Source organism: Pseudomaricurvus sp. ABR4_320 (genome assembly GCF_056159445.1).
The window spans coordinates 278,213-298,505 of the sequence record NZ_JBSWVF010000002.1; the positions used below are offsets into that span (position 1 = coordinate 278,213).

The following is a 20,293-nucleotide window of genomic DNA, read 5'->3' on the forward strand; positions in this document are numbered from 1 at the left end:
TCTGTGTTTCTTAAGAATGCTTGGTATGTGGCGGCTTGGAGTGACAGTGTCTCGGCGCAGCCTTTAGCTCGTAAAATATGTAATACCAATATTGTTTTGTTTCGAGATGAAACAGGTTCAGTTGCAGCTTTGGAAGATGTCTGTCCCCATCGTTTTGCACCGCTGAGTTTGGGGAAGGTTATCGATGGCAGTTTGCGCTGTCCTTACCATGGCTTGCAATTTGGTGCCGATGGGCGCTGTGTACATAATCCTCATGGGGATGGTCGTATATCTGAGCGAATGCAAACGCGTCACTTTCCGGTGGTTGAGCGCTACGACATGATATGGCTCTGGTTTGGTGAGCCTGAAGAAGTCGATACCACGGCGATTCCTGATTTCTCCTTCAATACGGCTCAAGGCTTTCGTCGCATCGGCGGAGAGTTTGAGGTTGCGGCCAATTATGAATTAATTTCCGATAATATTCTCGATGCTACCCATGGAGAATTTGTCCACGAAGGTCTGCTCTCCAGTGATGGTCTGTTAACCAGTCAGCTCGAAACTATTCAAGACGGAACCACAGTTTGGTCAAACCGTTTCTGTCCCAATGACTTGCCTCCTCCTGCTTGGCGCATGGCCTTTAACGACTATAGCAAGCCAGTGGATCTCTGGTTTTATGCGCGCTGGGATGCTCCTGCTCATATGGTGTTTGATGTCGGTGTCTGTCCGACAGGGACCTCTCGAGCAGAGGGCATGTGGTTGTACGGGACCGATATCGTCACACCCATTGATGAAAAGAACTCAATTTATTTTTGGGCTTTTGCCCGTAGCTATGGGCTCGATGATGACAGTGTTGATGAGCTTTGGCGCGGTGCCATGAAAGTTGCGTTTGAAGAACAGGACAAGACGATGTTCGAAGCTCAACAGCGAGCGATGGGTGACAAAACCTTCGAAGAGATGAAGCCTATATTTATCGCACCGGACGCTGCTGCATTACGAGCAAGGCGCGTGTTAGCCAAGCTCATCGATGAAGAACAATCTTCTTCACAAAAGCCGCTTAGAGCAAACCCCTGTGGTCGTTCACCGTTGGAATTGCTGCGGGAGCGGGAGTCGTTGATTCCCGTTGTACCCTGTACCTGATCTGATACGCAAGGTTGAATGTTCGAACAGGTTTACAGCAGGTAAAAAAATAAACGTCTTCGATACTCATGGAGTGAATGTGTGAGCTCAGTTTTGGAGAAATTTGATATTCGTGGCCGCAGTGCCATTGTGACCGGTGCGGGATCTGGTCTCGGCCTGGCTCACGCGGAGGCTCTCGCTGAAGCCGGAGCACAAGTGACTTTAGCCGATATTAATATTGACTCTGTCAATCGTGAAGTTGATCGCTTAGCCCAGCAGGGATGGACAGTGGTCGCCGCTAGCGTCGATGTCTCTGACGAAAGTAGCGTTGCAGCCATGGTAGCTAAACACGTAGAAAAATTCGGTGGCTTGGATATCGCCTTTGCCAACGCCGGTGTAGGAATCGGTGCTGGCTGGATGGGTGCGGAAGGCGATCGGCCTGCTGAAGGTCAGATCGATACGCTGGATATGGAAGTGTGGAAGAAGACATTTTCCATCAATCTCGAAGGCGCTATCAACACGGTGCGCCATTGCGCTGGTGCAATGAAAGCCCGAGGTCGTGGCGGCTCCATCGTTGTGACCACCTCAAATGCATCGACGATTACCGTTCCGGTTATTTCGACCGCCTATATGGTCTCCAAGGCGGGGTTGGCACATTTTGTCCGCAATGTTGCTTTCGAGTTGGCAGATTTTAACATTCGCGTGAACGCCATTGCCCCCGGTTCCTTTGTTACCAATATCGGTGGTGGCGTTGCTAAGAATCCAGCAATGCGAGAAGTCTGGGATAAATCGGTACCCCTGGGTAAAAAAATGGCAGAGATAGAGCAAATGAAGCCCTTGTCTTTGTACTTAGCGTCCGATGCATCGTCCTATATGACCGGTGCGGAGTTGGTTATCGATGGCGGCGTTGCTCTACGTAGCGGCTTTTAACTTTAAGACTGACCTATAGATAAGATTTTCCCCGAAGTAGGGAATAGAGAGGCAATGTTATGATAAAAACAGAATTAATTGGTTCCTATTGGACGCTAGCGGCAGGCGCGGATCCCACAGGTAATGGTCACGAATACTGTGAACATGATTTTACCAAGCGGGTTAAAGCCGCAGCCGAAGCCGGATTTACGGGAATGGGTTTTTGGCATACCGACCTGGCTCACTTACGGGAGCAATACCAATTTTCAGAATTGAAAAAAATTCTTGATGACCATGGTATAAGGCATGTGGAAATTGAATTTTTACTCAATTGGTTTGTTGATGACGAGCGCCGTAAAGAATCCGATCTCACTCGAGCAATGTTGTTAGATGCCGCGGAGCAGATGGATGCGCGTCACATCAAAATTGGTGACTTTGAGAATAACCAAGCCCCAATGGATAAAATTATTGAGGAGTTTGCTCTTCTTTGCCAGCAAGCGAAAGAGCGCAATACCAATATTCTTTACGAGATCCTACCCTGGGCTTTTAATCAGGTGAATAGTCTGGATCTGGGATTGGAGCTGACCCGTAGTGCCGATGCCGAAAACGGCGGGCTTATTTTTGATATCTGGCATTTTGTCCGCAACGGTGACAGTAATGACGATATCCGATCTAAATTAAGACCTACCGACCTTGTTGGTGCAGAGTTGAATGATGGGTTTCTGGCAATGCCGGAAGATCTCTATGACGCAACGGTCAATCATCGCCTTTTGGTGGGTGAGGGTGAGTTTGATGTGCGAGGGTTTGTGCAGGCGCTAAAAGATACCGGATTTGACGGACCTTTCGGTGTAGAAATTATCAGTTCGCGACTACGCAGTTGGTCGTTAGAAAAAGTTGCCAATGATGTCTACGAGTCGACTATGATGGCTTTTGATGAATGATTCTGTGACCAGTTATTTTGTCGGATGACAATGATTACACTTTCAGCTGTCACTATCGGCATGATGGTTTCGTTCGGTGTTTTTGCAAGTAAAAAATCAGCGGTAATTAAAGGAGTCAGTTACTGACCCCTTTAATCAATTGTATATTTTCAGATTTTTCCTGATCCATTAACTTCTGCAAAAGACGTCGGCCTCTGACAGAATTCGCGTCGGATTTTTTGGTCATTTCGCGCATGTTTTCACCGCAGCGAGAAAGTGCTTTTTCAATCTCCCGAGTAGCAAAAATATCCTCATCTACCACCGGTTTAAGGTAATCGTAAGCACTGTCTAAACCTTCTCCATTCAAGGAAGACATACCGAAAAAATAGTAAGTGGTATGGTGAGTCGAAGGTGTTACCGCATGGAAAACCCGTCGACACTCCAGTTGGCGACCTGGGTCTTCACTCCCTTCAGGTAGGAAGGAGTCGTCAAAGCCGGCGTGGAGTCCTGGGTAATAAAACGTCATACCCGATGCTCGATCGATACTCTCGGCAATATGGGCTCGAGCGGGTGGTGGTGGTGAATTGGCGATATAGCGAGTGCTGCGAATATAGTTTTCGCCCTCTGACAATTCTTCTTCGGTGTCGGCATAAATGGCAGTGCCGATACTGGTACCGTGTAAATATCCCAAATGAGATAGATCCATCAGGTTATCATTGAGTAATTGGTAACGGCCGTCCACCTCATAGTGGTAAAACGGACGTGCCTCCATGTCATTACCCTGATAGCCGATCTCTTCCAGATCCGGTAGTAAACCCGGGTCGGCTTTCGCCGCGTCTCCCATCCAAATCCATAACCACATACCGTGATCAACGACCGGATAGGTTTTTACATGACAGGAGCTGGGAATATTAGTCTGGCCGGGTATGCCTGAACACTTGCCGTCACTACCAAACCGAATACCGTGGTAGGCGCAGACAACTTCATCGCCTTCTAGCAAACTTTCACCGAGGGGAAAATGCCGGTGCGGGCAGAGACCATGGAGTGCAGCAGGTGTCCCGTCTTCTTTCCGGTATAAGGCAACGGGTTTATTGAGAATCCACAATGCTTGAAGTTCATGGTTGACATACTTACTGAATGCCGCGACATACCAGCCATTTTCGACGGCAAAGCAGTCCTCTTTAAATGGGTACATACCTTCAGACTCCCAAGTTATTATTTGTATTCTGAGATTGAAAGTGAATCAAATCTGGAGTAGTACTTATGTTAACCTTAAAACAGGCACTGTCTATGCTTTTGAGCGCACTAGTTCCTGTCTGAAAATGTCAATAAAGTTAATATGAAAGTAGAGAGCGGAAAATAGGCAAACTAATGAACTAACCTGCTTTTTTGCGATGTGCTCAGGCGGCATAACGTCGCTCGTTAACTGCCGCCAATACAAGTAGAGGTTACATCATTTTAAGAACGCACAGCTTGTTTCCCGCTGGGTCCTTCAAATATGCTAGGTAGAGTTTAACGGCGCCAAAATCTCTGATTCCTGGAGGATCTTCACAATCAGTGCCGCCGTTTGCAAGGCCAGCAGCGTGCCAAGCGTCCGCTTGTTCTGGTGTCTCTGCGGTAAAGCCGATGGTGCTTCCGTTGCCTGCTGATGCAGGTTCACCGTTAATGGGCTTGGTCAAAGCCAGAGTCCCGGAATCTGTCCGATAGAAAATTCGGCCTTTATGATCTTCTACACCTGGTGCGTGCCCTAATGCGCCGAGTATCGCGTCGTAGAATTTGCGTGAGGCCTCAATATCATTTGCGCCCAGCATAATGTGACTGAACATGTCGACTTCCTTTTGTTTGCTTCAATTGTTTGTTACTGAATTTCCGCGAAAACTGTAGCATATTTGCATGACATTAAGTATGTCTAATTTGAGTGGTTATAGAGAGTTCAACGCTAAATTACCTGACTGAAAAACCGAAAATTAGTCGGATAAGTACTGGCATTTAAGATTCTCACATGGCAGATTAATTCTACGACCCCTGCTGCGATATCCCATAACATAATAACGATCAGAGGCTTTGATGGACGTCCGTATTCATCGCAAGTTTGATAATTCGGCAAAAGACTACCGAACCATTTCAGTGTCGCCCCTGGCGGCTGCAATGGGTGCTGAGATTTCCGGAGTTCATATTGCTGACCTGTCTGACGAACAATTCGCTGAGGTTGAAGAGGCTCTCTACCGGCACAAAATGATCTATTTTCGCGATCAGTTCCTCGATCACGCTCAGCAAGAATATTTTTCGCGGCGCTTTGGTCAGTTTGCGGAAGACGCCTATACCGATGGCGTACCAGGCCATAGAAATATCCACCCATTGGTAAAAGAAGCTGACACAAAAGTAGAGTGGGTGTTTGGAGACGGCTGGCATACAGATTCACCATTTATCTCCAACCCCCCGGCGATCACGCTATTGAGAGCGGTCGAGATTCCACCTTATGGTGGCGACACCATTTGGGCGAATTCCGCATTGGCGTACAATATGCTCAGTGAAACTATGCGGTCACTTTTGGATGGATTGCAAATCCACATGTCTATGCGCAACGTGTTTATGGGCGTTCAACGATACGGTAATGCTGCCGTTGATGACCCCATCGGTGCGCTGGCGTCGTTGAATCCCGGCGACTTGCCCGAGCATGTAAAACGTAATATTGCTGGAAATTATCACCCGTTAGTACGCCAACATCCTCATACGGGAGAAAAATCACTGTATTGCGATGCGTCTTACGCGGTGGGAATTGAAGGTATGACCGATGCTGAATCGACACCGATATTGAAATTTTTAGCCGAGCATATCACGCAACCGGCAATGACCTGTCGGTTGCGATGGTCAGCGGGGATGGTTGCACTTTGGGATAATCGTTTGTGCCTACATCAAGCATTTAATGATTACGACGGTTTTCGACGAGAGTACTATCGCTCTACGATTGCGGCGCGATGTTAGCGTTTTCGTTTGGACGTTTTTGTCGATTAAATTCGTCTCGTATAGCCACTAAGCGACCCATGGTTTCTGTCACGGGTGCTTCTAAACCCTGTTCTTTGCCAATTTGGACAATGGCGAAATTTAAGGCATCCACCTCGCTTTGTCGGCAATGTAGAAAATCCTGCAACATCGAGGGTTGATGATCCCGGTGATCACGCATAGACATCGCCGTCATTGCGAGTATGTCTTCTTCATAGATGTCCACCCCGACTGATCGCCCAATCGTAACGCCTTCGTGGACCATGGCAGCGACGAGCTCTCTTCCGGCAGGTTGATCACCGAGAGGGCCTGGTGTGCAATTCAATATCGCGCAACTCGTATTCATAGCGGCATTGAAGATTGCTTTGGACCATATGGCTTCTTCGATCTTTGGTTCAAGTTTTGATGGAATGCCCGCTTCGGTGAACTGTTTGGCGAGCTCTTCGAGATGTTCAGAGGCCTGACCATCCGCTGAGAAAAAGGACACGTAACCAGACCCTGTCAGCTCGACGTGACCAGGACCTTTTAGATCTGCGGGGAAGACGGTAACTCCCTGCAACACTCTGTCTGCTAAAATATATTGCAGAAGCTTCTCGCGGTTGCCCAAACCGTTTTGTAGGCTCATAACAAAGGTGTTATCACCAATCGTATGCTGTACGGAGGCTAACGCTGAAAGCGTATGTTGGACTTTGGTAAACACCAGTATAAGGTCTGGCTGCAATGTCACATTGTCGGCCAGTTGGGCTGATGTCGTTATCACCTGGCGATGACTATTTTCTTCAAGTATTAAACCTTGTGAATCGATGGTGTCAACAACTTGCGGATTGATATCGACGAACACAACCTTGTGCTTGGCCAGCGCCAACTTGCCTCCAAAGATGCAGCCCATTGCACCAGCACCCAATACCAAAATATCCATAGTTGCTTCCTGACCGTCGAATTCGGTCAGTATACCGTCGAACTCGGCCGCACAGAAAGTAGACCTGGTGAAAAGGGCAGCACTAAAATTGTGTCCTTCTCGCCTTTCGTGTTTGGGTTGGTTACTATGGTTGCTCGAGCTGTCTATATAACATGCTGAAGGGTATCTTAAACTGTCATTTTGGTTTCTGCTCAAGTCACGTTTTCAACAAGGTGACAAGCCAATAGACGCAAGCAATTATTCTGTCGTTTGAGATGCTCTACATACAAAATGAACAGTGAGGCTTGCCATGTCCTTGACAACACTTGAACATTTTTTGGTGTTAACCGATCGGCTACCGGCGACACGATTCTTCTATAGTACCATTCTCGGATTGGATGTTGGGTTTCGGCCTGATTTGGGGTTTGAAGGTTACTGGATGTATCTCGACGGAACGGCTGTTGTTCATATCGCTGAGCGACAGTCTTATTTTCGTCGCCCCCAAAAAGCAGGCTATGAAACGCGATATCAAGCTTCAATGGATACGGGTTCGTTGGATCATATCGCGTTTCGCGGTGAGAATTCTGGCGACATGATCGATCGACTCTGTGCTCATGGGCTTGAACACAGAGTGCAACGAATTCCTGACATCGGCCTGACTCAAATTTTCGTAAAAGATCCCAATGGCCTTCAAATTGAAATGAATTTTCCTGATGCCACCTAGTGTGTTATCGGCCGTAAATGCCCGTTAAATAGATAGACCGGGTGAAATAATAATAACAGGGGTAGATAGCGAGATGTCGAATAGCATCAGTGTACGTGAAGTGGTAATGGCGTTGTTTGGTCGTTTGGGGATTGACCGTGTTTTTGGCAATCCCGGATCAACAGAATTGCCGATGTTCCGGGACTTATCTGACGATTTCTCGTACGTACTTGGTTTGCAGGAATCCATTGTCGTCGGCATGGCCGATGGCTTTGCCAGATCGACAGGTAATGCAGCCTTGGTTAATCTGCATTCTGCTGTCGGTGTCGGGCACGGCATGGGAAATATTTTTACAGCTTATAAGAATCAGACTCCGCTGATCATTACTGCCGGGCAACAAGCTCGCTCTATCCTGCCATACGATCCTTTTTTGTTTTCTGATCGTGCGACGGAATTGCCCCGACCCTATGTGAAATGGAGTTGTGAGCCCGCTCGAGCGGAAGACGTTCCGGCCGCGATAGCCAGAGCCTATTTTATCGCGATGCAGCCGCCCAGAGGGCCGGTATTGGTGTCGATCCCTGTCGATGATTGGGACAGGCCGACACAGTGGTTGCCCGAGCGTCACGTCAGCCGACGGATCTTCCCCGATCATGAAGAGCTCCTTCGTATTTCGACGTTGCTCGAGTCGAGTCAATCTCCCGCGTTGGTTGTGGGGCCGGGTGTCGCGATGGATAACGGCTGGGATGATGCCATCTCTCTTGCTGAGCACTATAGCGCACCGGTATGGGTGAGCCCGATGTCGAGCTTAGGCAGTTTTCCTGAGGACCATCCACTTTTTGCTGGATTTCTGCCGGCGATGCGCGAAGGCATTGTTGAGCGGTTGCACGGGCATGATGTGATTGTCGCCCTGGGAGCGCCGGTCTTTACGTTTCATGTAGAAGGATTTGGTCCTGTTGTTCCGCCAGGTTCAGAGTTGATTCAGTTGGTGAACGATCCGCAGTTGGCCGCTTGGGCGCCAGTGGGCACCGCCATTGTTGGTGACGTGCAGATCGCAATGCAGACGCTTCTATCGGTATCAAAAAGCGCTGCTCGACCGCTGAGACCAGTTTTTGTTCCGGCGGAAAGAGTCACGGCTTCAGCTGGGTTAAGCGTGGATTTTCTCTTGCAGACCTTGGCAGACCTTCGGCCAGATAACAGCATCCTGGTGGAAGAAGCGCCGTCGAGTCGACCGGTGATGCATCGGCGATTACCTATTACCCAGCCGAATTCTTTTTATACCTGTGCCAGCGGTGGGTTGGGCTATAGTCTGCCCGCCGCTGTGGGTATCGCAATGGCGCAGCCTGAACGTCGGGTGATCGCTTTATTGGGCGATGGTTCTTCCATGTACGCCTTTCAGGCGTTGTGGACAGCGGCGCAAGAACGTGTGCCTTTGACCATTATTATTGTGAATAATGGTCGTTACCAGGCGTTAAATGATTTTTCCAAGCATTTTGGTTTGGAAAAACCTGTGGGTACAGAGCTATCCGATATCGATTTTGTCTCTTTGGCGAGATCTTTGGGGGGTAGCTCCTTGCGGGTTACTGATGCGGAGAAGCTTGCTCCAAGCCTTTCGCATGCCCTAAGTGCAGAAAGCTGTGTACTAGTGGATGTTGTCATTCAGAAATAATTGGGAGTAAAACAATGACAGAAATACATTCAGAGATGAAAGCTATTACGGCCGCGGTTGTGCGAGAAGCCAACTGTCATTTTGGCCTGGAAGAACTGCAGTTGCAGCTTCCCAGAGCGGATGAAGTTTTGGTAAAAATTGTGGCGACGGGGATGTGCCATACGGATATGGTTGTCGGTAGTGGAGACCTGCCTTGTCAATTTCCAGTGGTGCTTGGCCATGAGGGGGCGGGTATTGTTGAGCAGGTAGGAAGCGCGGTTACCAAGGTTGAGCCGGGAGATCATGTGGTCCTGTGCTTTCAAAGCTGTGGCACATGTGAGCAATGCCAATCTGGGCATCCCGCTCATTGTCTCGATGCGTTCGGCGTAAATTTTAATGGTTGTCGCAGCGATGGCTCTCACGCAATTCATAATGCGCAAGGCGAGTCTTTCCACGATCGCTTTTTTGCTCAGTCATCGTTCGCCACCTATGCGCTGGCAACTCAGCGCAATGTGGTGAAAGTACCTAAGGACGCGCCGCTGGAGTTGTTGGGGCCACTGGGGTGTGGAATTCAGACGGGCGCAGGTTCTGTTATTAATGGCCTGAAGGTTGGCTTAGGCCAGAGTTTTGTCGTTTTTGGTGCTGGAGCGGTAGGGCTGTCTGCGGTAATGGGAGCAGTACTCTGTGGGGCTGGCACCATTGTCGCGGTGGATGTTGTCGACAGTCGGTTGGATATGGCCTTGGAGCTGGGGGCGACTCATGTGATCCACGGTAAAAAAGAAGACGCTCTGGCTCGCATTCAAGAAATCACCGGTATCGGTGCACACTTTGCGTTAGATACGACCGGCAATGTGAACTTGATTCGCACCGCTGTAGATGCCATTCGCCCATCGGGCACTTGTGGCATTTTGGGGGCATCACCATTGGGCGCAGAGGTTAAGATTGATGCTTTGGCGCTTATGTCCCAGGCAAAAACCTTGCGCGGTATCGTCGAGGGGGATAGTGTTCCGGATCAGTTTATTCCGGCGTTGGTCGACCAGTATCTAAAGGGAAATTTTCCGTTTGATAAGTTGATAAAATTTTACGATTTTGACCAGATCAATCAAGCCAAGCACGATAGTGAACAGGGGGTGACCATTAAGCCAATTGTTCGAATCGCTAAGGGTTAACATCCAACAGGAGATGAGCTACAGCGTAGCTTATCTCCTGTTGATGCGCGATTTAAAAATGGAATTGCAAGCCCAGTGACCAGTTAGACACATCATCTCCATCAATATCGAAGATTTTGTATTCTGCTTTTAATGTCATGGATGGGTTGGGTGTTATCGCGATTCCTGCACCGAAAAAAAGGTCGTTGCCGTCTTCTGAGGCGAGTTCACTGCCATTATCTTCTGAAAAGCTCATGTCCCAGGCAAACATTCCTGCTTTAGCGTAAAGGTCAACAGAGTCTGAGATAGGTAAGTAGCCAATTCCAGCGAAAGTGACGCCATCAACTTCTATTTCAAAATCGTAACTATAGAAGTTCGCTTCAAAGTCGCCTAGCTTTTGATAACCAATTTCTGCACCGAAGTATTCGCTAAAATTGTATCCAGCAAAAAAGACGTGGCCGTGTCAAACGGGTCTTGGTCGATGTCTGACTGACCGATACTGCCGCCAATGTAGGGGCCAGCTGCGTGCGCTGTTACGGTCACTGCTGAAAGTCCCAGTGCGATAAATATTTGTTTGATCACCTTAAAGTGCTCCTTAATAACTATAGACGCGAGTGGCTAGAGGCTTCGCGGTGATAGTAGGAAGCTGCTGATTGATGACTTGCGTTGCTATCATCTGGTGTTATCAGTGGCTCCCTAATTCAAACTCCCGTCCCTGGGGCGGCGAAGTCCAATATTGAGAAAAAGAGGCTTATATTGCTCTGTTTCGCAGGGGCGTATCCTAGAAAAAAAGCACAGTTGAAGATGTGATTTTGTACTCGTTTTTGGCGTCTTAAGCATCTTTAAAAAAATGGGGAGATTTGCCTGCAATCTGGAGTTTTACGGTGTCAGTCAATCTTGGGAACAAACCCGAAGCCCACGGAAAGCCGGTTCCAAGCGTTAATTTCAAGAATAACGCAAGTGAGTGCCAGCATTTCCTCTGAGTTAAAGGTGTCGGCAGCGTATTGATAGATCGATGTATCGACAGGAGCATCGGAGATCCGTGTTAAGGCTTCTGCCCACGCCAGTGCTGCTTTTTCCTGATCGCTAAAGCAACCGGCTTCACGCCAAGCGGGAAGGACATCGAGCCGCGCCTGTTGTTCGCCGTCTCCACGAGCTTCCGCGGCGTGCATATGCTGACAGAAAGCGCAGTGGTTTATTTGCGAAACTCTCAGTTTTACAAGGTGTATGAGGTTGGGAGTTAGTGTTTCGGAATATTGGATCTTTCCGAGAGCAAGAAGGTGCTTCGGGATTTGTGGACAAAGCTGATAGACATCGTCCTGTTGTATTCTGGAAGACATTGATGTGACCTCATAAAGGATGAGGTATCAGCTTAAACTGGTAAATTGGCTAACGATTGTAGATTTGCGCCAGCTTGCGCTCGCGATAGGCCGCCGGGGTCTCCTGTGCAAATTCTTTGAAGGCGTGGGAAAAGTGCGGTTGGTCACAATAGCCACAGTCCAGAGCAATTTCGGCGATGCTGAGAGAGGCATCCATCAATTGGCGGCGCGCCCATTGTAGACGCTGATATTTAAGGAGATCTCCCGGTGACACACCAACTTGCTGCCGAATCTGTCTTTCCAGGCTCCGGCGGCTTTTGGCGACGAGTTCTGCCAGTGTTGCTGAGCTGTTTGGTCGTTGAATCAATGCTGGTGCGAGTTTTGACAGCAATTCACCGGGCTGTTGAGCGCAGACTGCCGAGGAAATCGCTGAATCTAGAGTTGTGAGGCTGAAAGCGGCTGAGCTTTCGATGATCTTAGCGACAGCGTCAACGAGTTCTGTAGGAAGTTGTGTTAGCAGGTCGATAGAGGGGCGACCGGAGTCTTCCGGGCGAAGCTTCAGAAGGTCGAAGGCGGCGCCAGGGCGAAATCGAAATCCAAACGCATTATGAAAGTTGGGGGCATCGGCTGAAAAGGTTTCCGTTTCCAGCGAGTAGCGTACGGTGAGTCCTGAGTGGGTGGGTATGAAAATCAAACTGCTGCCGCCATCTGGGTAGAGTTTTGGCTGCCGTGAGGCGAGCAGGCCATTGCTAATCTCTACCTGCCACAAGCATTGTATCCAGGGCCGCAACGCTGCAGACGGCCTCTCAAACCTGACGTTAAGTTTTGGATGTGCCGGCTGCTCAGCCCTTGTCGATACGTGCGCCACGGCAAGCGGGGCCAAAGGTTCGGGCATATCAGGACGAGTCAGGTGAATCATGATCTTCGACCTCCAATCGGGGAGCGCTTAAACATGGCGTGACAAGACGCTATAGATACTTGGCGACGATAGCACGAATGCGGCCGAGCGGACTATTGCCGATCAGTTTTTGGTTGGTTAAATTTTGCACCCAAGGGCGATTTGATCAATGCTGAAGAAACGGATGCCTTCTTGAGGAACCTTCTGTGTGGGGGTATGGCGAAAACTCCAAATATACACTCAGCGTGCTCGCGTCCTGGTGTGCGCTTTGGTGGTGTGGTCTGTGGCTGTCTGTGTACGCTGTTGGTGGCGAGCAGGTGGAAAATGTGACCCTTTATGTCGATGTTGATCTGGAGAATCCTACGTGGGCTCAAGTCCATGTCGATACACGTTTTTTGGGAAGCTTTACACTCGTCGCACCGCGGGCTCGAGAGGTGGCAACCCGTGGATCTCCAGTGCTCGAGATTTCCTGCGATCGCGGTACGGATAGCGTCATCGTCGCCTATGGTGAGCCAATCCAATGTGAGACATTGCGTTGGACGGTATCGTTTTTGTCGTTGGAATCTACTCAGGCTCAGGTTTTTCGTCAGCAAAATATCTATTCGTCAGAGGGGTGGTGGGCGCTGTTTGAATGGGATTCGATCCCACAGTTCGAGCCGGATACCCGCATTTCAGTCTGTGGTCGAGTTCAGGCACAACAACAGGACTCCGTTTGTCAGCCATTGCTAAAGGAAACCGATGCCCCTTTATTACTCATTTGGGGGCAGCCAGGTATCCGTATACTGAGTGGTGGGATGGAGTTGCGCATCTATACCGATGAGCCTGGCCGCCAGCTTTTGGGCGAGCGCCAACAGAGCCGCTTGTTGCGGCAATTCCAATATTTGGCGGCACTTATGCCACACAATGATGCGCCTACTGATGTTATAGACGTAGCATGGGTTGGGCTTGATACGCGCAGCTATCCAGCCAGTGGCGCTGCTGGGACTCAGGCTATGCTGTCAAATTATGGGTTGCGGCGAGGGCAGGTCGATCCGTCCCAGGAAGAACGCCTCTTTTGGGTCTCTGGCCATGAACTCTTTCATATTCTTTGTGGTGACCGTTTTCCTCTATGGGTCTCCGAGAGTTTGGCTCATTACTATGGCTACAAATCCCTGGCAAAGTTTGAGCCGCTGACGTCTACGCCAATTCATGAATGGCAGGGGCAGCTGCCGTTTCTCCGCCACAGCGGAATCGGTCTCTACGATATCCACCTAGAGATAACAAGAGATAAGAACTTTGAACACTTTAGCGTGATATACAGTAAAGGGGCGGCGTTTTGGCAGCAGTTAGACTTGATATTAGGGCGCCAGGGGGGAGACGTTAGATCACTATTTTCCATTGCTGGCTGACTCGGGTTCGCAAAGCGGTCTATTGAGTTATGCATTTCGTGCGGCGGTATCTCAGGTTGTTGGCGACACCCTTTATCAGCAGTTGGTGGATGACTTCCTGCTGTGACCCTCATTCCTTGCTTGGCCATATGGACTAAAATGACCCTAGTGTGAGATCAATTGGCTATTTCAAGGTCAAATCGGGTCTCAATATCTTTCGATGTCACTTTAAACCATGATGAAAAAATCCACGAAAGCCATTCTGCTCTCAGGCCTTATATTTCCGGGCGTCGGTCATCTTTACCTTAGACGCTTTATGATGGCTGCCCTATTGATCCTTGTCGCAGGCAGTTGTCTCTACCTGATGGTAATGGACGCGGTCGCCATCGCGACAGACATTCTCAACGAAGTGGGGGCGCAGGGAGTCGTACCCGATTCCGAGTCGCTCCGACAGATGATAGCCGATCGTCGCGCTGCAGAGGGCCGCGGAGCGGGGATTCCCGGGCTCATTTTAATTCTCTGTTGGCTGGTGGGGATTTTTGATTGTCTTCGAATTGGTCGTCAAAAGCCGCAGCCGGAGGAAAAGCCTCGGGATATTGTGGAATTCTGACTGTGGTTTGTCTTGGTGGATCGGCAGGTCAATCTATCCGGCTGCAAGATGTTACTCGCCGTGTAGATTGACCTGTTTCAGTCGATCGTTACGGCGACTGGTCTTTCCCAAGTTCATAAAGGTTCACAACATCGGTCATGGTAAGTTGACCAATGACGTGTTTTTCCTCGTTCAAAAGCTCGTAGAGTGGGCCCGCTTTTTCGGTGTTGTAAATACTGAAAAGAACCAGAGCGTCTTCCTCGGCACCACCGCTTTCCCGGTGAGGGCACTCATCGGGCTGGATGACGGTATGTCGGCCCGTAGGACGCACTTCTCTGATGCTGCCATCCATTTCATAGATTATGTGCTCGCCTTGTATGACCAGGGTTTTATTGAGTGAACAATGGCGGTGCAAGATGATGGGTTGTCCTGCAGCAAAGCGAAAAAGCACATCCGCTCGTTGCTGATCATCATCGACATGTAAAACCTTAAATTCAAAATTCTCCAAGCCTTCTAAACGTTGCCAGCTAATCGCGTCGGTCAGTTGTGTCATTGTTATCGTCCTTATTGAATGAGCAGTTCAAGTCTACTCAATGGCATCATCGTTGTTGAGCCTATTTTTCTCGAATTAGAAGGGATATTTTCCCGGCTTGTGGGTGCATCCCTGCTTTTTTTAATGTGGATTGATTGCTGAGCTTGATGCGTTACAGCTTTGCTTTGCGGCCAAAACGCTTTAAAAGCCGAGTAAATTTTGGGCAGTCGAAATGTCTTTCATGGGGGCAGTCACTGGCATGCTGGAGTCCGTCTCGAATGGCTGACAGTCGTTTTATTTGGCTATCCAATTCAAGGGCCTTCTGACGTAACAGCTCTCTGTTGAGCGGGCGGTTGCCCTTTGGTAATAGATCTTTAATTTCGTTAAGGGAAAAGCCGGATAAACTTCCGAGATTGATCAACGCCAGTTGTTCCAGTACTGAAGAATGATATTGACGCCGGATACCCTGTCGGCCACTTGTCGCAATCAGCCCCAGTGATTCGTAGTAGCGTAAGGTTGCCGGCGTTAAGCCGGATGCCCGACTGACCTCTGATATATCCATGAAATCTCCATTGCGCGAATCAACGTCTTTCGCTCTTGACTTGAAGTGGGCTTTAAGTAGTAGCCTATGTTGCTGAAAGGTTACGCACATGTCGAGTGCGGAAGCCAAAAAGTCTCTGATGCCTTACCTGCCTTCAGAGACACATTAATGTTTTCATTGTTTCAATTGGTCTGACCAGGGAGAAAATACAATGCACACTGATTTTTGGCACGAAAAATGGTCACGTATGGAAATCGGTTTTCATGAAGGGGAAGTAAACGAACATTTGCACAGTCATCTTGATCGGCTACGTTTGCCTGCAGGCAAGCATATTCTTGTGCCACTGTGTGGAAAGTCTCGAGATATTGCCTGGTTGATGGAAAAACAATTTCAGGTGACAGGAATTGAATTAAGTCGAGTGGCAGTAGAGCAATTATTCGATGAGCTCAACGTTAAACCAGACGTAAAAACCGAAGGGGAATTGACACGGTTTTGTGCGCCAGGGATCACGGTTTTTAATGGTGACATATTCTCAGTCGAGCAGTCTATGTTGGGTAATGTGGACGCCATTTATGATCGCGCCGCGCTGGTGGCTTTACCCGATGATATGCGTCTCAAGTACGCAAATAAGTTGATGGAGCTGACACTCACCGCGCCGCAGTTGTTGATCACATTTGAATATGATCAAAGTGTGCAAGCCGGACCGCCATTTGCGGTGACAGAGTCTATGTTGGCCCAGTACTATGCATCTTTCTATCAGCTAAGCCTGCTTGAGCGCGTCGAATTGCCAGGGGGGTTAAAAGGAACCTGTCCCGCAACCAGTGTAGTATGGCTGCTGGAGAAAAATAGAGGCTAACCCCCCCCCTCGGCTCTGTCACTTTTATTTCGGTGTGGCGTTTACATTGATCTGCCGACACTGTTATTTGTTGCGGATCAATAGTGGCTTGGTCAACAGTACGGCGGTTTGGCGCAAGTTAACTATACTTTGGGTGAATTTGCGCCGATTGGCGTTTTAGTAAAAAGCTCAGAGAGCCAAAAATGGATAAGAAGATCCCGGCTTTCCGAAACAATCGTCTCGGAGCCAAGCTTCTCTGTTGTACCTTGGTTATTATCAGTCTGTCTGTCCTTATTATCGTTACTGTCGGTGTCTACCGCCAATATCTCGAGGACAGTTCACGTGTTTATCTGGCGTTTGATGATATTAAAACGGGATTTCTCGACTCTCTGGCCGTTGCCATTTGGCAATACGATTTGCCCTTGATCGATGCTTTGTTACAAGGCATCGATCAACGCCCGAGCATTACTCATATCAAATTGCAGGGCGACGGTATTGCCGACCGTGTGCTGGGTGTTCATCCCGCTGCAGACACGGCGATTTTCCGCGACTATCCAATAGTTTATCGACAAGTGGATGGTGAACTCTTACAGCTCGGTCATCTTCAAGTCGCGGGCAATAGAATCACCCTGTTAACCAGTCTGCAGGAGCACGTCCTGGTTGTGGCGGCTGTCGCGATCATTCAGGTCTTGTTGATTTCTCTCCCGCTTTTGATGGTTTTTTACTTAATTGTTACCAAGCGGGTACAGCGTTTGTCGGCAGAGGCGGCGCAGATGAGTCTTTCGAATTTACAAGATCCTATTTCTGTTTCGGCCGATTCGTTAACCGGTCGGTTCGATGAGTTAACCCAATTAAGTGGAATTTTGGAGAACCTGAGGCGAACACTAAGAGCCGAGATCGACGAGCGGCAGGTCGCATCTTTGGCATTGGAAGAGAGTGAAAAGCGTTACAAACTTGCCTTGGCCGCTTCAAACGACGGCTTGTGGGATTGGGATGTCGACAGTCAAACGCTGCATTTATCTGACCGTTGGTACGCTATTCTCGGGCTGGAAAAAGACGCGATTGATGATATTTGGGAGGCATCCTTAGCACGCGTGCACCCGGATGATATTGACCGGGTAACCCATGTGATCAACGACTTCCTGGCGGCTGAAAGCAAGCAATTTTCGGTAAAATTCCGTGTCAAGCATACGTCGGGAGACTATCTCCATATTTTGGGGCGAGGGCAGAAACTTGTCGACAGCGCGGGTGAGGTCAAACGGTGTCTCGGCACGCTGATGGATATGTCACCGCTGATTGCTGCGGAAAATATGGTCAGTAAACTCTCTTTGGCAATGGATGTCTGTCCCATTCAAGTCGCCATACTGGACAACAGCGCCTATCTGGAATATTGCAATCGTAATTTCCGGCGTCGCGGTGCGATTGCTGACGTTTTATTTTCTTCGGGTATAAAGCAGCAGTCCAGCATTGTGCAGGGGGACATCAAGCCGCTCGTTAGGCTCAGAGACGCCATCCGTGACAGCCATCGTTGGCAGGGTGAAATTCCGGAAGTTGGATTGCACGATAAAAAGCAATGGTCCTTCGTGACGGTAACGCCAATTCCCAGCAATACCCAGTGGGGTGGGGGATGTCTGATTTTGGTCGAAGACATCACTGCCCGTAAAGCTCTGGAAACCTCATTGCTTAAGCAGGCATATCATGATGCGCTTACCGGGCTCGCCAATCGAGCGATGGCGAAAGAGCAATTGGAGTTTGCGATCGACCATGCCCGGCGCAATCGGTTGGAAGTTGGGATACTGTTTGTCGATTTAGACGACTTCAAAATTGTGAATGATTCAATGGGCCATGAAGTCGGAGACCAATTTCTTATCGAGGTGGCCAAGCGGTTGAAATCTTCAACCCGTGCCAGTGAACTGGTTGCGAGATTGGGGGGGGATGAATTTATTATATTGGTGCCGGTTCTACGCCGCAGGGAAGAGTTGGATGTCCTGGCCAATCGGATTCTGTCTAATTTGGCAGAACCCGCCAAGATTGCCGATTGCGAGCTCTACCTGTCGGCGTCAATTGGTATCAGTGTCTTCCCCGACGATGGGCGCAGCTCTGATGAATTGATCCAGCATGCGGATACGGCCATGTATCGATCCAAGGGCGCTGGAAAGTCGCAATTTCATTTTTTCTCTCCGGAAATGAAAGCCAATTTACAACAGCGCTTGGCCTTGGAAACCGGACTACGTAAGGCCCTGGAATTTGAAGAGTTTGAGGTGTTTCTACAGCCCATTGTCGATCTGTCTACCGGTGGGGTGCAAGGCGCTGAATGCCTGATTCGCTGGAACAGTGAAACCCTCGGGTTGGTAATGCCGGATTGCTTTATTCCTATCGCAGAAAAGGGACGCCTGATTAATGAGATTGATCATTGGGTTATGGAGCGATCTACCGAAATGTTGTCGGATCTTCGAGGTCGCTTTGGTTATGATGGCTATCTCACCATCAATATTGCGTCGACGGAGCTGTACCAGGAAACCTTTGTTGAGGATGTGAAGCAGTTGTTGCAGCGATCAGACATTCCCGCCGAACGTTTACAGCTGGAAATTACTGAGCGGACAATACTGGATTCTGGCACTGACGTGCTCGAGAGTATCTCGCAGCTGGATAAGCAGGGCGTTAGACTGTGCATTGATGATTTCGGCACTGGCTATTCTGCGTTAAATTATCTGGTAATCTATCCCTTTTTAACGGTTAAAATTGATCGATCGTTAATTTGCAATCTCGAAAACGATGATAAGAACCACCGTATTATCGGCAGTATTATCTCAATGGTACACAAACTAGGTATGAAGGTTGTTGCTGAGGGGATTGAAAACGAAGCACAAAAAGAACTGCTAGAAGAAATGGGGTGTGATTTGGGGCAAGGATATTTTTTGGGGCGCCCAATGAATTATGATGGCTTTACCAGTTTCCTGTCGCAACGGCATTGATGATGGCGCCTACGCTCCGTAGCGGTCGACAATTACCCCTTGCGGTATTCGCTGTAGCGACTCTGCAACTTATCCTTGGGCTGTTGTTTTCCGAGCAGGCATCTGCTGCTGACAAAGGTGAAAGTTCTCCGGTTACAATCATTCGTCATATTCCCAGCCAGATCGAAGATGATCCACGTATGGATTATCTTCTCGGCTTGCTCAAGCTCATTTTAAGTAAGGTTGAGGGGAATTATCAGTTGCAACCCGGCCCGGCTATGAATCAACCTCGGGCTCTCAAAATGCTGGGGCGCAAGATCGATGTCACCTGGGGTGTCTCCAATCCCGATATGGAAGAAGATTTTCGCGCCGTCTATCTGCCTATTGATAAAGGGTTGATCGGTTATCGGCTGCCTATGGTAAAGGCTGAAAACATCAACTTATTTCGCAATGTGAAAACGTTACCGCAGTTGCGTCGACATGTGGCGGGACAGGGGCGTGGCTGGACGGATGTTCGTGTGTTGCGGTACAACGGTTTGCCAGTCCGTGTCGCCAACCACTATTCCGGATTGTTTATTATGCTCGACAATAAGCGATTCGACTATTTCCCCCGCGGAGCCGGTGAAATTCTGCTTGAACTCAGCCAGCCTTCGGCGGCTAATTTAGCGATAGAGAACAATCTGATTATTCATTACCCTGCCTGTTATTTTTTCTTTGTGGCAAAAGACAACGCATCCCTCGCGGAAACTCTGACGCTGGGTTTTGAGCGGGCAATCAGCGACGGTAGCTTTGAGGCGCTTTTTCAACAGCACTTTAAGTCTGCAGTACAAATTCTGAAAAGTGGCCGTCATATTATTGAGTTGGAGAACCCAATGATCAGTGACCGTGCACCCATTGATCGAAAAGAGCTATGGTTGGATTTAGGCAACGATTAGGT

The 20,293-nt window shown here is 49.0% G+C and carries 21 protein-coding genes; 12 read left to right on the top strand and 9 right to left on the bottom strand.

All coding sequences use genetic code 11. The annotated features are described in order from the left end of the window. Positions 1-3 precede the first annotated feature (3 nt). From ACXAFR_RS04410 to ACXAFR_RS04420, 3 genes are all read left to right on the top strand, one after another. Positions 4-1,116, top strand: a complete 1,113-nt coding sequence (locus tag ACXAFR_RS04410) for a Rieske 2Fe-2S domain-containing protein (RefSeq protein WP_475172513.1) — start codon at positions 4-6, stop codon at positions 1,114-1,116. A gap of 81 nt (positions 1,117-1,197) precedes the next feature. Then, on the top strand, positions 1,198-2,025 hold the full coding sequence (locus ACXAFR_RS04415; protein WP_475172516.1) for an SDR family NAD(P)-dependent oxidoreductase: 828 nt from the start codon (positions 1,198-1,200) through the stop codon (positions 2,023-2,025). A gap of 59 nt (positions 2,026-2,084) precedes the next feature. Next, positions 2,085-2,945: a sugar phosphate isomerase/epimerase family protein gene (locus tag ACXAFR_RS04420; protein WP_475172519.1), complete on the top strand. Its 861-nt coding sequence runs from the start codon at positions 2,085-2,087 to the stop codon at positions 2,943-2,945. A 115-nt stretch (positions 2,946-3,060) separates the two neighbouring features. Here the strand turns inward: ACXAFR_RS04420 and ACXAFR_RS04425 are convergent, their stop codons facing one another. Both ACXAFR_RS04425 and ACXAFR_RS04430 read right to left on the bottom strand, forming a co-directional pair. Next, positions 3,061-4,119: a Rieske 2Fe-2S domain-containing protein gene (locus tag ACXAFR_RS04425; protein WP_475172522.1), complete on the bottom strand. Its 1,059-nt coding sequence runs from the start codon at positions 4,117-4,119 to the stop codon at positions 3,061-3,063. A 253-nt stretch (positions 4,120-4,372) separates the two neighbouring features. Then, positions 4,373-4,750: a VOC family protein gene (locus ACXAFR_RS04430; RefSeq protein ID WP_475172525.1), complete on the bottom strand. Its 378-nt coding sequence runs from the start codon at positions 4,748-4,750 to the stop codon at positions 4,373-4,375. Positions 4,751-4,991: 241 nt separating this feature from the next. On the opposite strand from ACXAFR_RS04430, the gene ACXAFR_RS04435 reads away from it, so the two are divergent. Beyond that, entirely contained in the window at positions 4,992-5,909 is a 918-nt protein-coding gene (locus tag ACXAFR_RS04435; protein ID WP_475172528.1) for a TauD/TfdA dioxygenase family protein, read from the top strand. On the opposite strand, the gene ACXAFR_RS04440 is transcribed toward ACXAFR_RS04435, so the two are convergent. Then, on the bottom strand, positions 5,887-6,846 hold the full coding sequence (locus ACXAFR_RS04440) for a ketopantoate reductase family protein (protein ID WP_475172530.1): 960 nt from the start codon (positions 6,844-6,846) through the stop codon (positions 5,887-5,889). The genes ACXAFR_RS04435 and ACXAFR_RS04440 overlap by 23 nt on opposite strands. A 289-nt stretch (positions 6,847-7,135) precedes the next feature. Here ACXAFR_RS04440 and ACXAFR_RS04445 point away from each other — a divergent pair, with 289 nt between their 5' ends. The 3 genes from ACXAFR_RS04445 (at position 7,136) to ACXAFR_RS04455 (ending at position 10,342) form a co-directional block, all read left to right on the top strand. After that, positions 7,136-7,549, top strand: coding sequence for a VOC family protein (locus tag ACXAFR_RS04445; protein WP_475172536.1), 414 nt, complete (start codon positions 7,136-7,138; stop codon positions 7,547-7,549). A 73-nt stretch (positions 7,550-7,622) separates the two neighbouring features. Next, on the top strand, positions 7,623-9,194 hold the full coding sequence (gene mdlC / locus ACXAFR_RS04450; RefSeq protein WP_475172542.1) for a benzoylformate decarboxylase: 1,572 nt from the start codon (positions 7,623-7,625) through the stop codon (positions 9,192-9,194). 14 nt (positions 9,195-9,208) lie between these two features. Further along, positions 9,209-10,342 (top strand): NAD(P)-dependent alcohol dehydrogenase, encoded by a 1,134-nt coding sequence (locus ACXAFR_RS04455; protein ID WP_475172547.1) that lies wholly within the window; start codon positions 9,209-9,211, stop codon positions 10,340-10,342. Between the two features lie 52 nt (positions 10,343-10,394). Here ACXAFR_RS04455 and ACXAFR_RS04460 read toward each other — a convergent pair whose 3' ends face one another. The 4 genes from ACXAFR_RS04460 to ACXAFR_RS04475 form a co-directional block, all read right to left on the bottom strand. Further along, positions 10,395-10,730 (bottom strand): outer membrane beta-barrel protein, encoded by a 336-nt coding sequence (locus ACXAFR_RS04460; RefSeq protein WP_475173915.1) that lies wholly within the window; start codon positions 10,728-10,730, stop codon positions 10,395-10,397. Further along, on the bottom strand, positions 10,712-10,903 hold the full coding sequence (locus ACXAFR_RS04465; RefSeq protein ID WP_475172552.1) for a hypothetical protein: 192 nt from the start codon (positions 10,901-10,903) through the stop codon (positions 10,712-10,714). Before ACXAFR_RS04465 ends, ACXAFR_RS04460 begins: the two co-directional genes overlap by 19 nt. 305 nt (positions 10,904-11,208) lie before the next feature. Continuing rightward, positions 11,209-11,661, bottom strand: a complete 453-nt coding sequence (locus ACXAFR_RS04470; RefSeq protein ID WP_475172557.1) for a carboxymuconolactone decarboxylase family protein — start codon at positions 11,659-11,661, stop codon at positions 11,209-11,211. 49 nt (positions 11,662-11,710) lie between these two features. Next, a complete protein-coding gene (locus ACXAFR_RS04475; protein ID WP_475172563.1) occupies positions 11,711-12,559 on the bottom strand; it encodes a helix-turn-helix domain-containing protein in 849 nt (282 codons plus the stop codon). 185 nt (positions 12,560-12,744) lie between these two features. Between ACXAFR_RS04475 and ACXAFR_RS04480 the strand changes: the two genes are divergently transcribed. Beyond that, positions 12,745-13,926, top strand: a complete 1,182-nt coding sequence (locus ACXAFR_RS04480; protein ID WP_475172566.1) for a hypothetical protein — start codon at positions 12,745-12,747, stop codon at positions 13,924-13,926. Positions 13,927-14,140: 214 nt separating this feature from the next. Further along, positions 14,141-14,515, top strand: a complete 375-nt coding sequence (locus tag ACXAFR_RS04485) for a hypothetical protein (RefSeq protein WP_475172568.1) — start codon at positions 14,141-14,143, stop codon at positions 14,513-14,515. A gap of 88 nt (positions 14,516-14,603) precedes the next feature. On the opposite strand, the gene ACXAFR_RS04490 is transcribed toward ACXAFR_RS04485, so the two are convergent. Further along, positions 14,604-15,047 carry a cupin domain-containing protein gene (locus ACXAFR_RS04490; protein WP_475172571.1) on the bottom strand — a complete coding sequence of 148 codons (444 nt, stop codon included), beginning with the start codon at positions 15,045-15,047 and terminating at the stop codon, positions 14,604-14,606. Positions 15,048-15,198: 151 nt separating this feature from the next. Further along, positions 15,199-15,588, bottom strand: coding sequence for a helix-turn-helix domain-containing protein (locus ACXAFR_RS04495; RefSeq protein WP_475172574.1), 390 nt, complete (start codon positions 15,586-15,588; stop codon positions 15,199-15,201). A 190-nt stretch (positions 15,589-15,778) separates the two neighbouring features. Here ACXAFR_RS04495 and tmpT point away from each other — a divergent pair, with 190 nt between their 5' ends. The 3 genes from tmpT (at position 15,779) to ACXAFR_RS04510 (ending at position 20,291) form a co-directional block, all read left to right on the top strand. Further along, positions 15,779-16,423, top strand: a complete 645-nt coding sequence (gene tmpT / locus ACXAFR_RS04500) for a thiopurine S-methyltransferase (protein ID WP_475172577.1) — start codon at positions 15,779-15,781, stop codon at positions 16,421-16,423. A gap of 182 nt (positions 16,424-16,605) precedes the next feature. Beyond that, entirely contained in the window at positions 16,606-19,377 is a 2,772-nt protein-coding gene (locus tag ACXAFR_RS04505) for a bifunctional diguanylate cyclase/phosphodiesterase (protein ID WP_475172580.1), read from the top strand. Between the two features lie 2 nt (positions 19,378-19,379). Then, entirely contained in the window at positions 19,380-20,291 is a 912-nt protein-coding gene (locus ACXAFR_RS04510) for a hypothetical protein (protein ID WP_475172584.1), read from the top strand. Positions 20,292-20,293 lie beyond the last annotated feature (2 nt).

Bases quoted from the DNA above. Each gene is read 5' to 3' on its own strand.
- ACXAFR_RS04420 (WP_475172519.1), top strand. From the start codon at position 2,085: ATGATAAAAACAGAATTAATTGGTTCCTATTGGACGCTAGCGGCAGGC.
- ACXAFR_RS04425 (WP_475172522.1), bottom strand. From the start codon at position 4,119: ATGTACCCATTTAAAGAGGACTGCTTTGCCGTCGAAAATGGCTGGTAT.
- ACXAFR_RS04430 (WP_475172525.1), bottom strand. From the start codon at position 4,750: ATGTTCAGTCACATTATGCTGGGCGCAAATGATATTGAGGCCTCACGC.
- ACXAFR_RS04435 (WP_475172528.1), top strand. From the start codon at position 4,992: ATGGACGTCCGTATTCATCGCAAGTTTGATAATTCGGCAAAAGACTAC.
- ACXAFR_RS04440 (WP_475172530.1), bottom strand. From the start codon at position 6,846: ATGGATATTTTGGTATTGGGTGCTGGTGCAATGGGCTGCATCTTTGGA.
- ACXAFR_RS04445 (WP_475172536.1), top strand. From the start codon at position 7,136: ATGTCCTTGACAACACTTGAACATTTTTTGGTGTTAACCGATCGGCTA.
- mdlC (WP_475172542.1), top strand. From the start codon at position 7,623: ATGTCGAATAGCATCAGTGTACGTGAAGTGGTAATGGCGTTGTTTGGT.
- ACXAFR_RS04455 (WP_475172547.1), top strand. From the start codon at position 9,209: ATGACAGAAATACATTCAGAGATGAAAGCTATTACGGCCGCGGTTGTG.
- ACXAFR_RS04470 (WP_475172557.1), bottom strand. From the start codon at position 11,661: ATGTCTTCCAGAATACAACAGGACGATGTCTATCAGCTTTGTCCACAA.
- ACXAFR_RS04475 (WP_475172563.1), bottom strand. From the start codon at position 12,559: ATGATTCACCTGACTCGTCCTGATATGCCCGAACCTTTGGCCCCGCTT.
- ACXAFR_RS04485 (WP_475172568.1), top strand. From the start codon at position 14,141: ATGATGAAAAAATCCACGAAAGCCATTCTGCTCTCAGGCCTTATATTT.
- ACXAFR_RS04490 (WP_475172571.1), bottom strand. From the start codon at position 15,047: ATGACACAACTGACCGACGCGATTAGCTGGCAACGTTTAGAAGGCTTG.
- ACXAFR_RS04495 (WP_475172574.1), bottom strand. From the start codon at position 15,588: ATGGATATATCAGAGGTCAGTCGGGCATCCGGCTTAACGCCGGCAACC.
- tmpT (WP_475172577.1), top strand. From the start codon at position 15,779: ATGCACACTGATTTTTGGCACGAAAAATGGTCACGTATGGAAATCGGT.
- ACXAFR_RS04505 (WP_475172580.1), top strand. From the start codon at position 16,606: ATGGATAAGAAGATCCCGGCTTTCCGAAACAATCGTCTCGGAGCCAAG.
- ACXAFR_RS04510 (WP_475172584.1), top strand. From the start codon at position 19,380: ATGGCGCCTACGCTCCGTAGCGGTCGACAATTACCCCTTGCGGTATTC.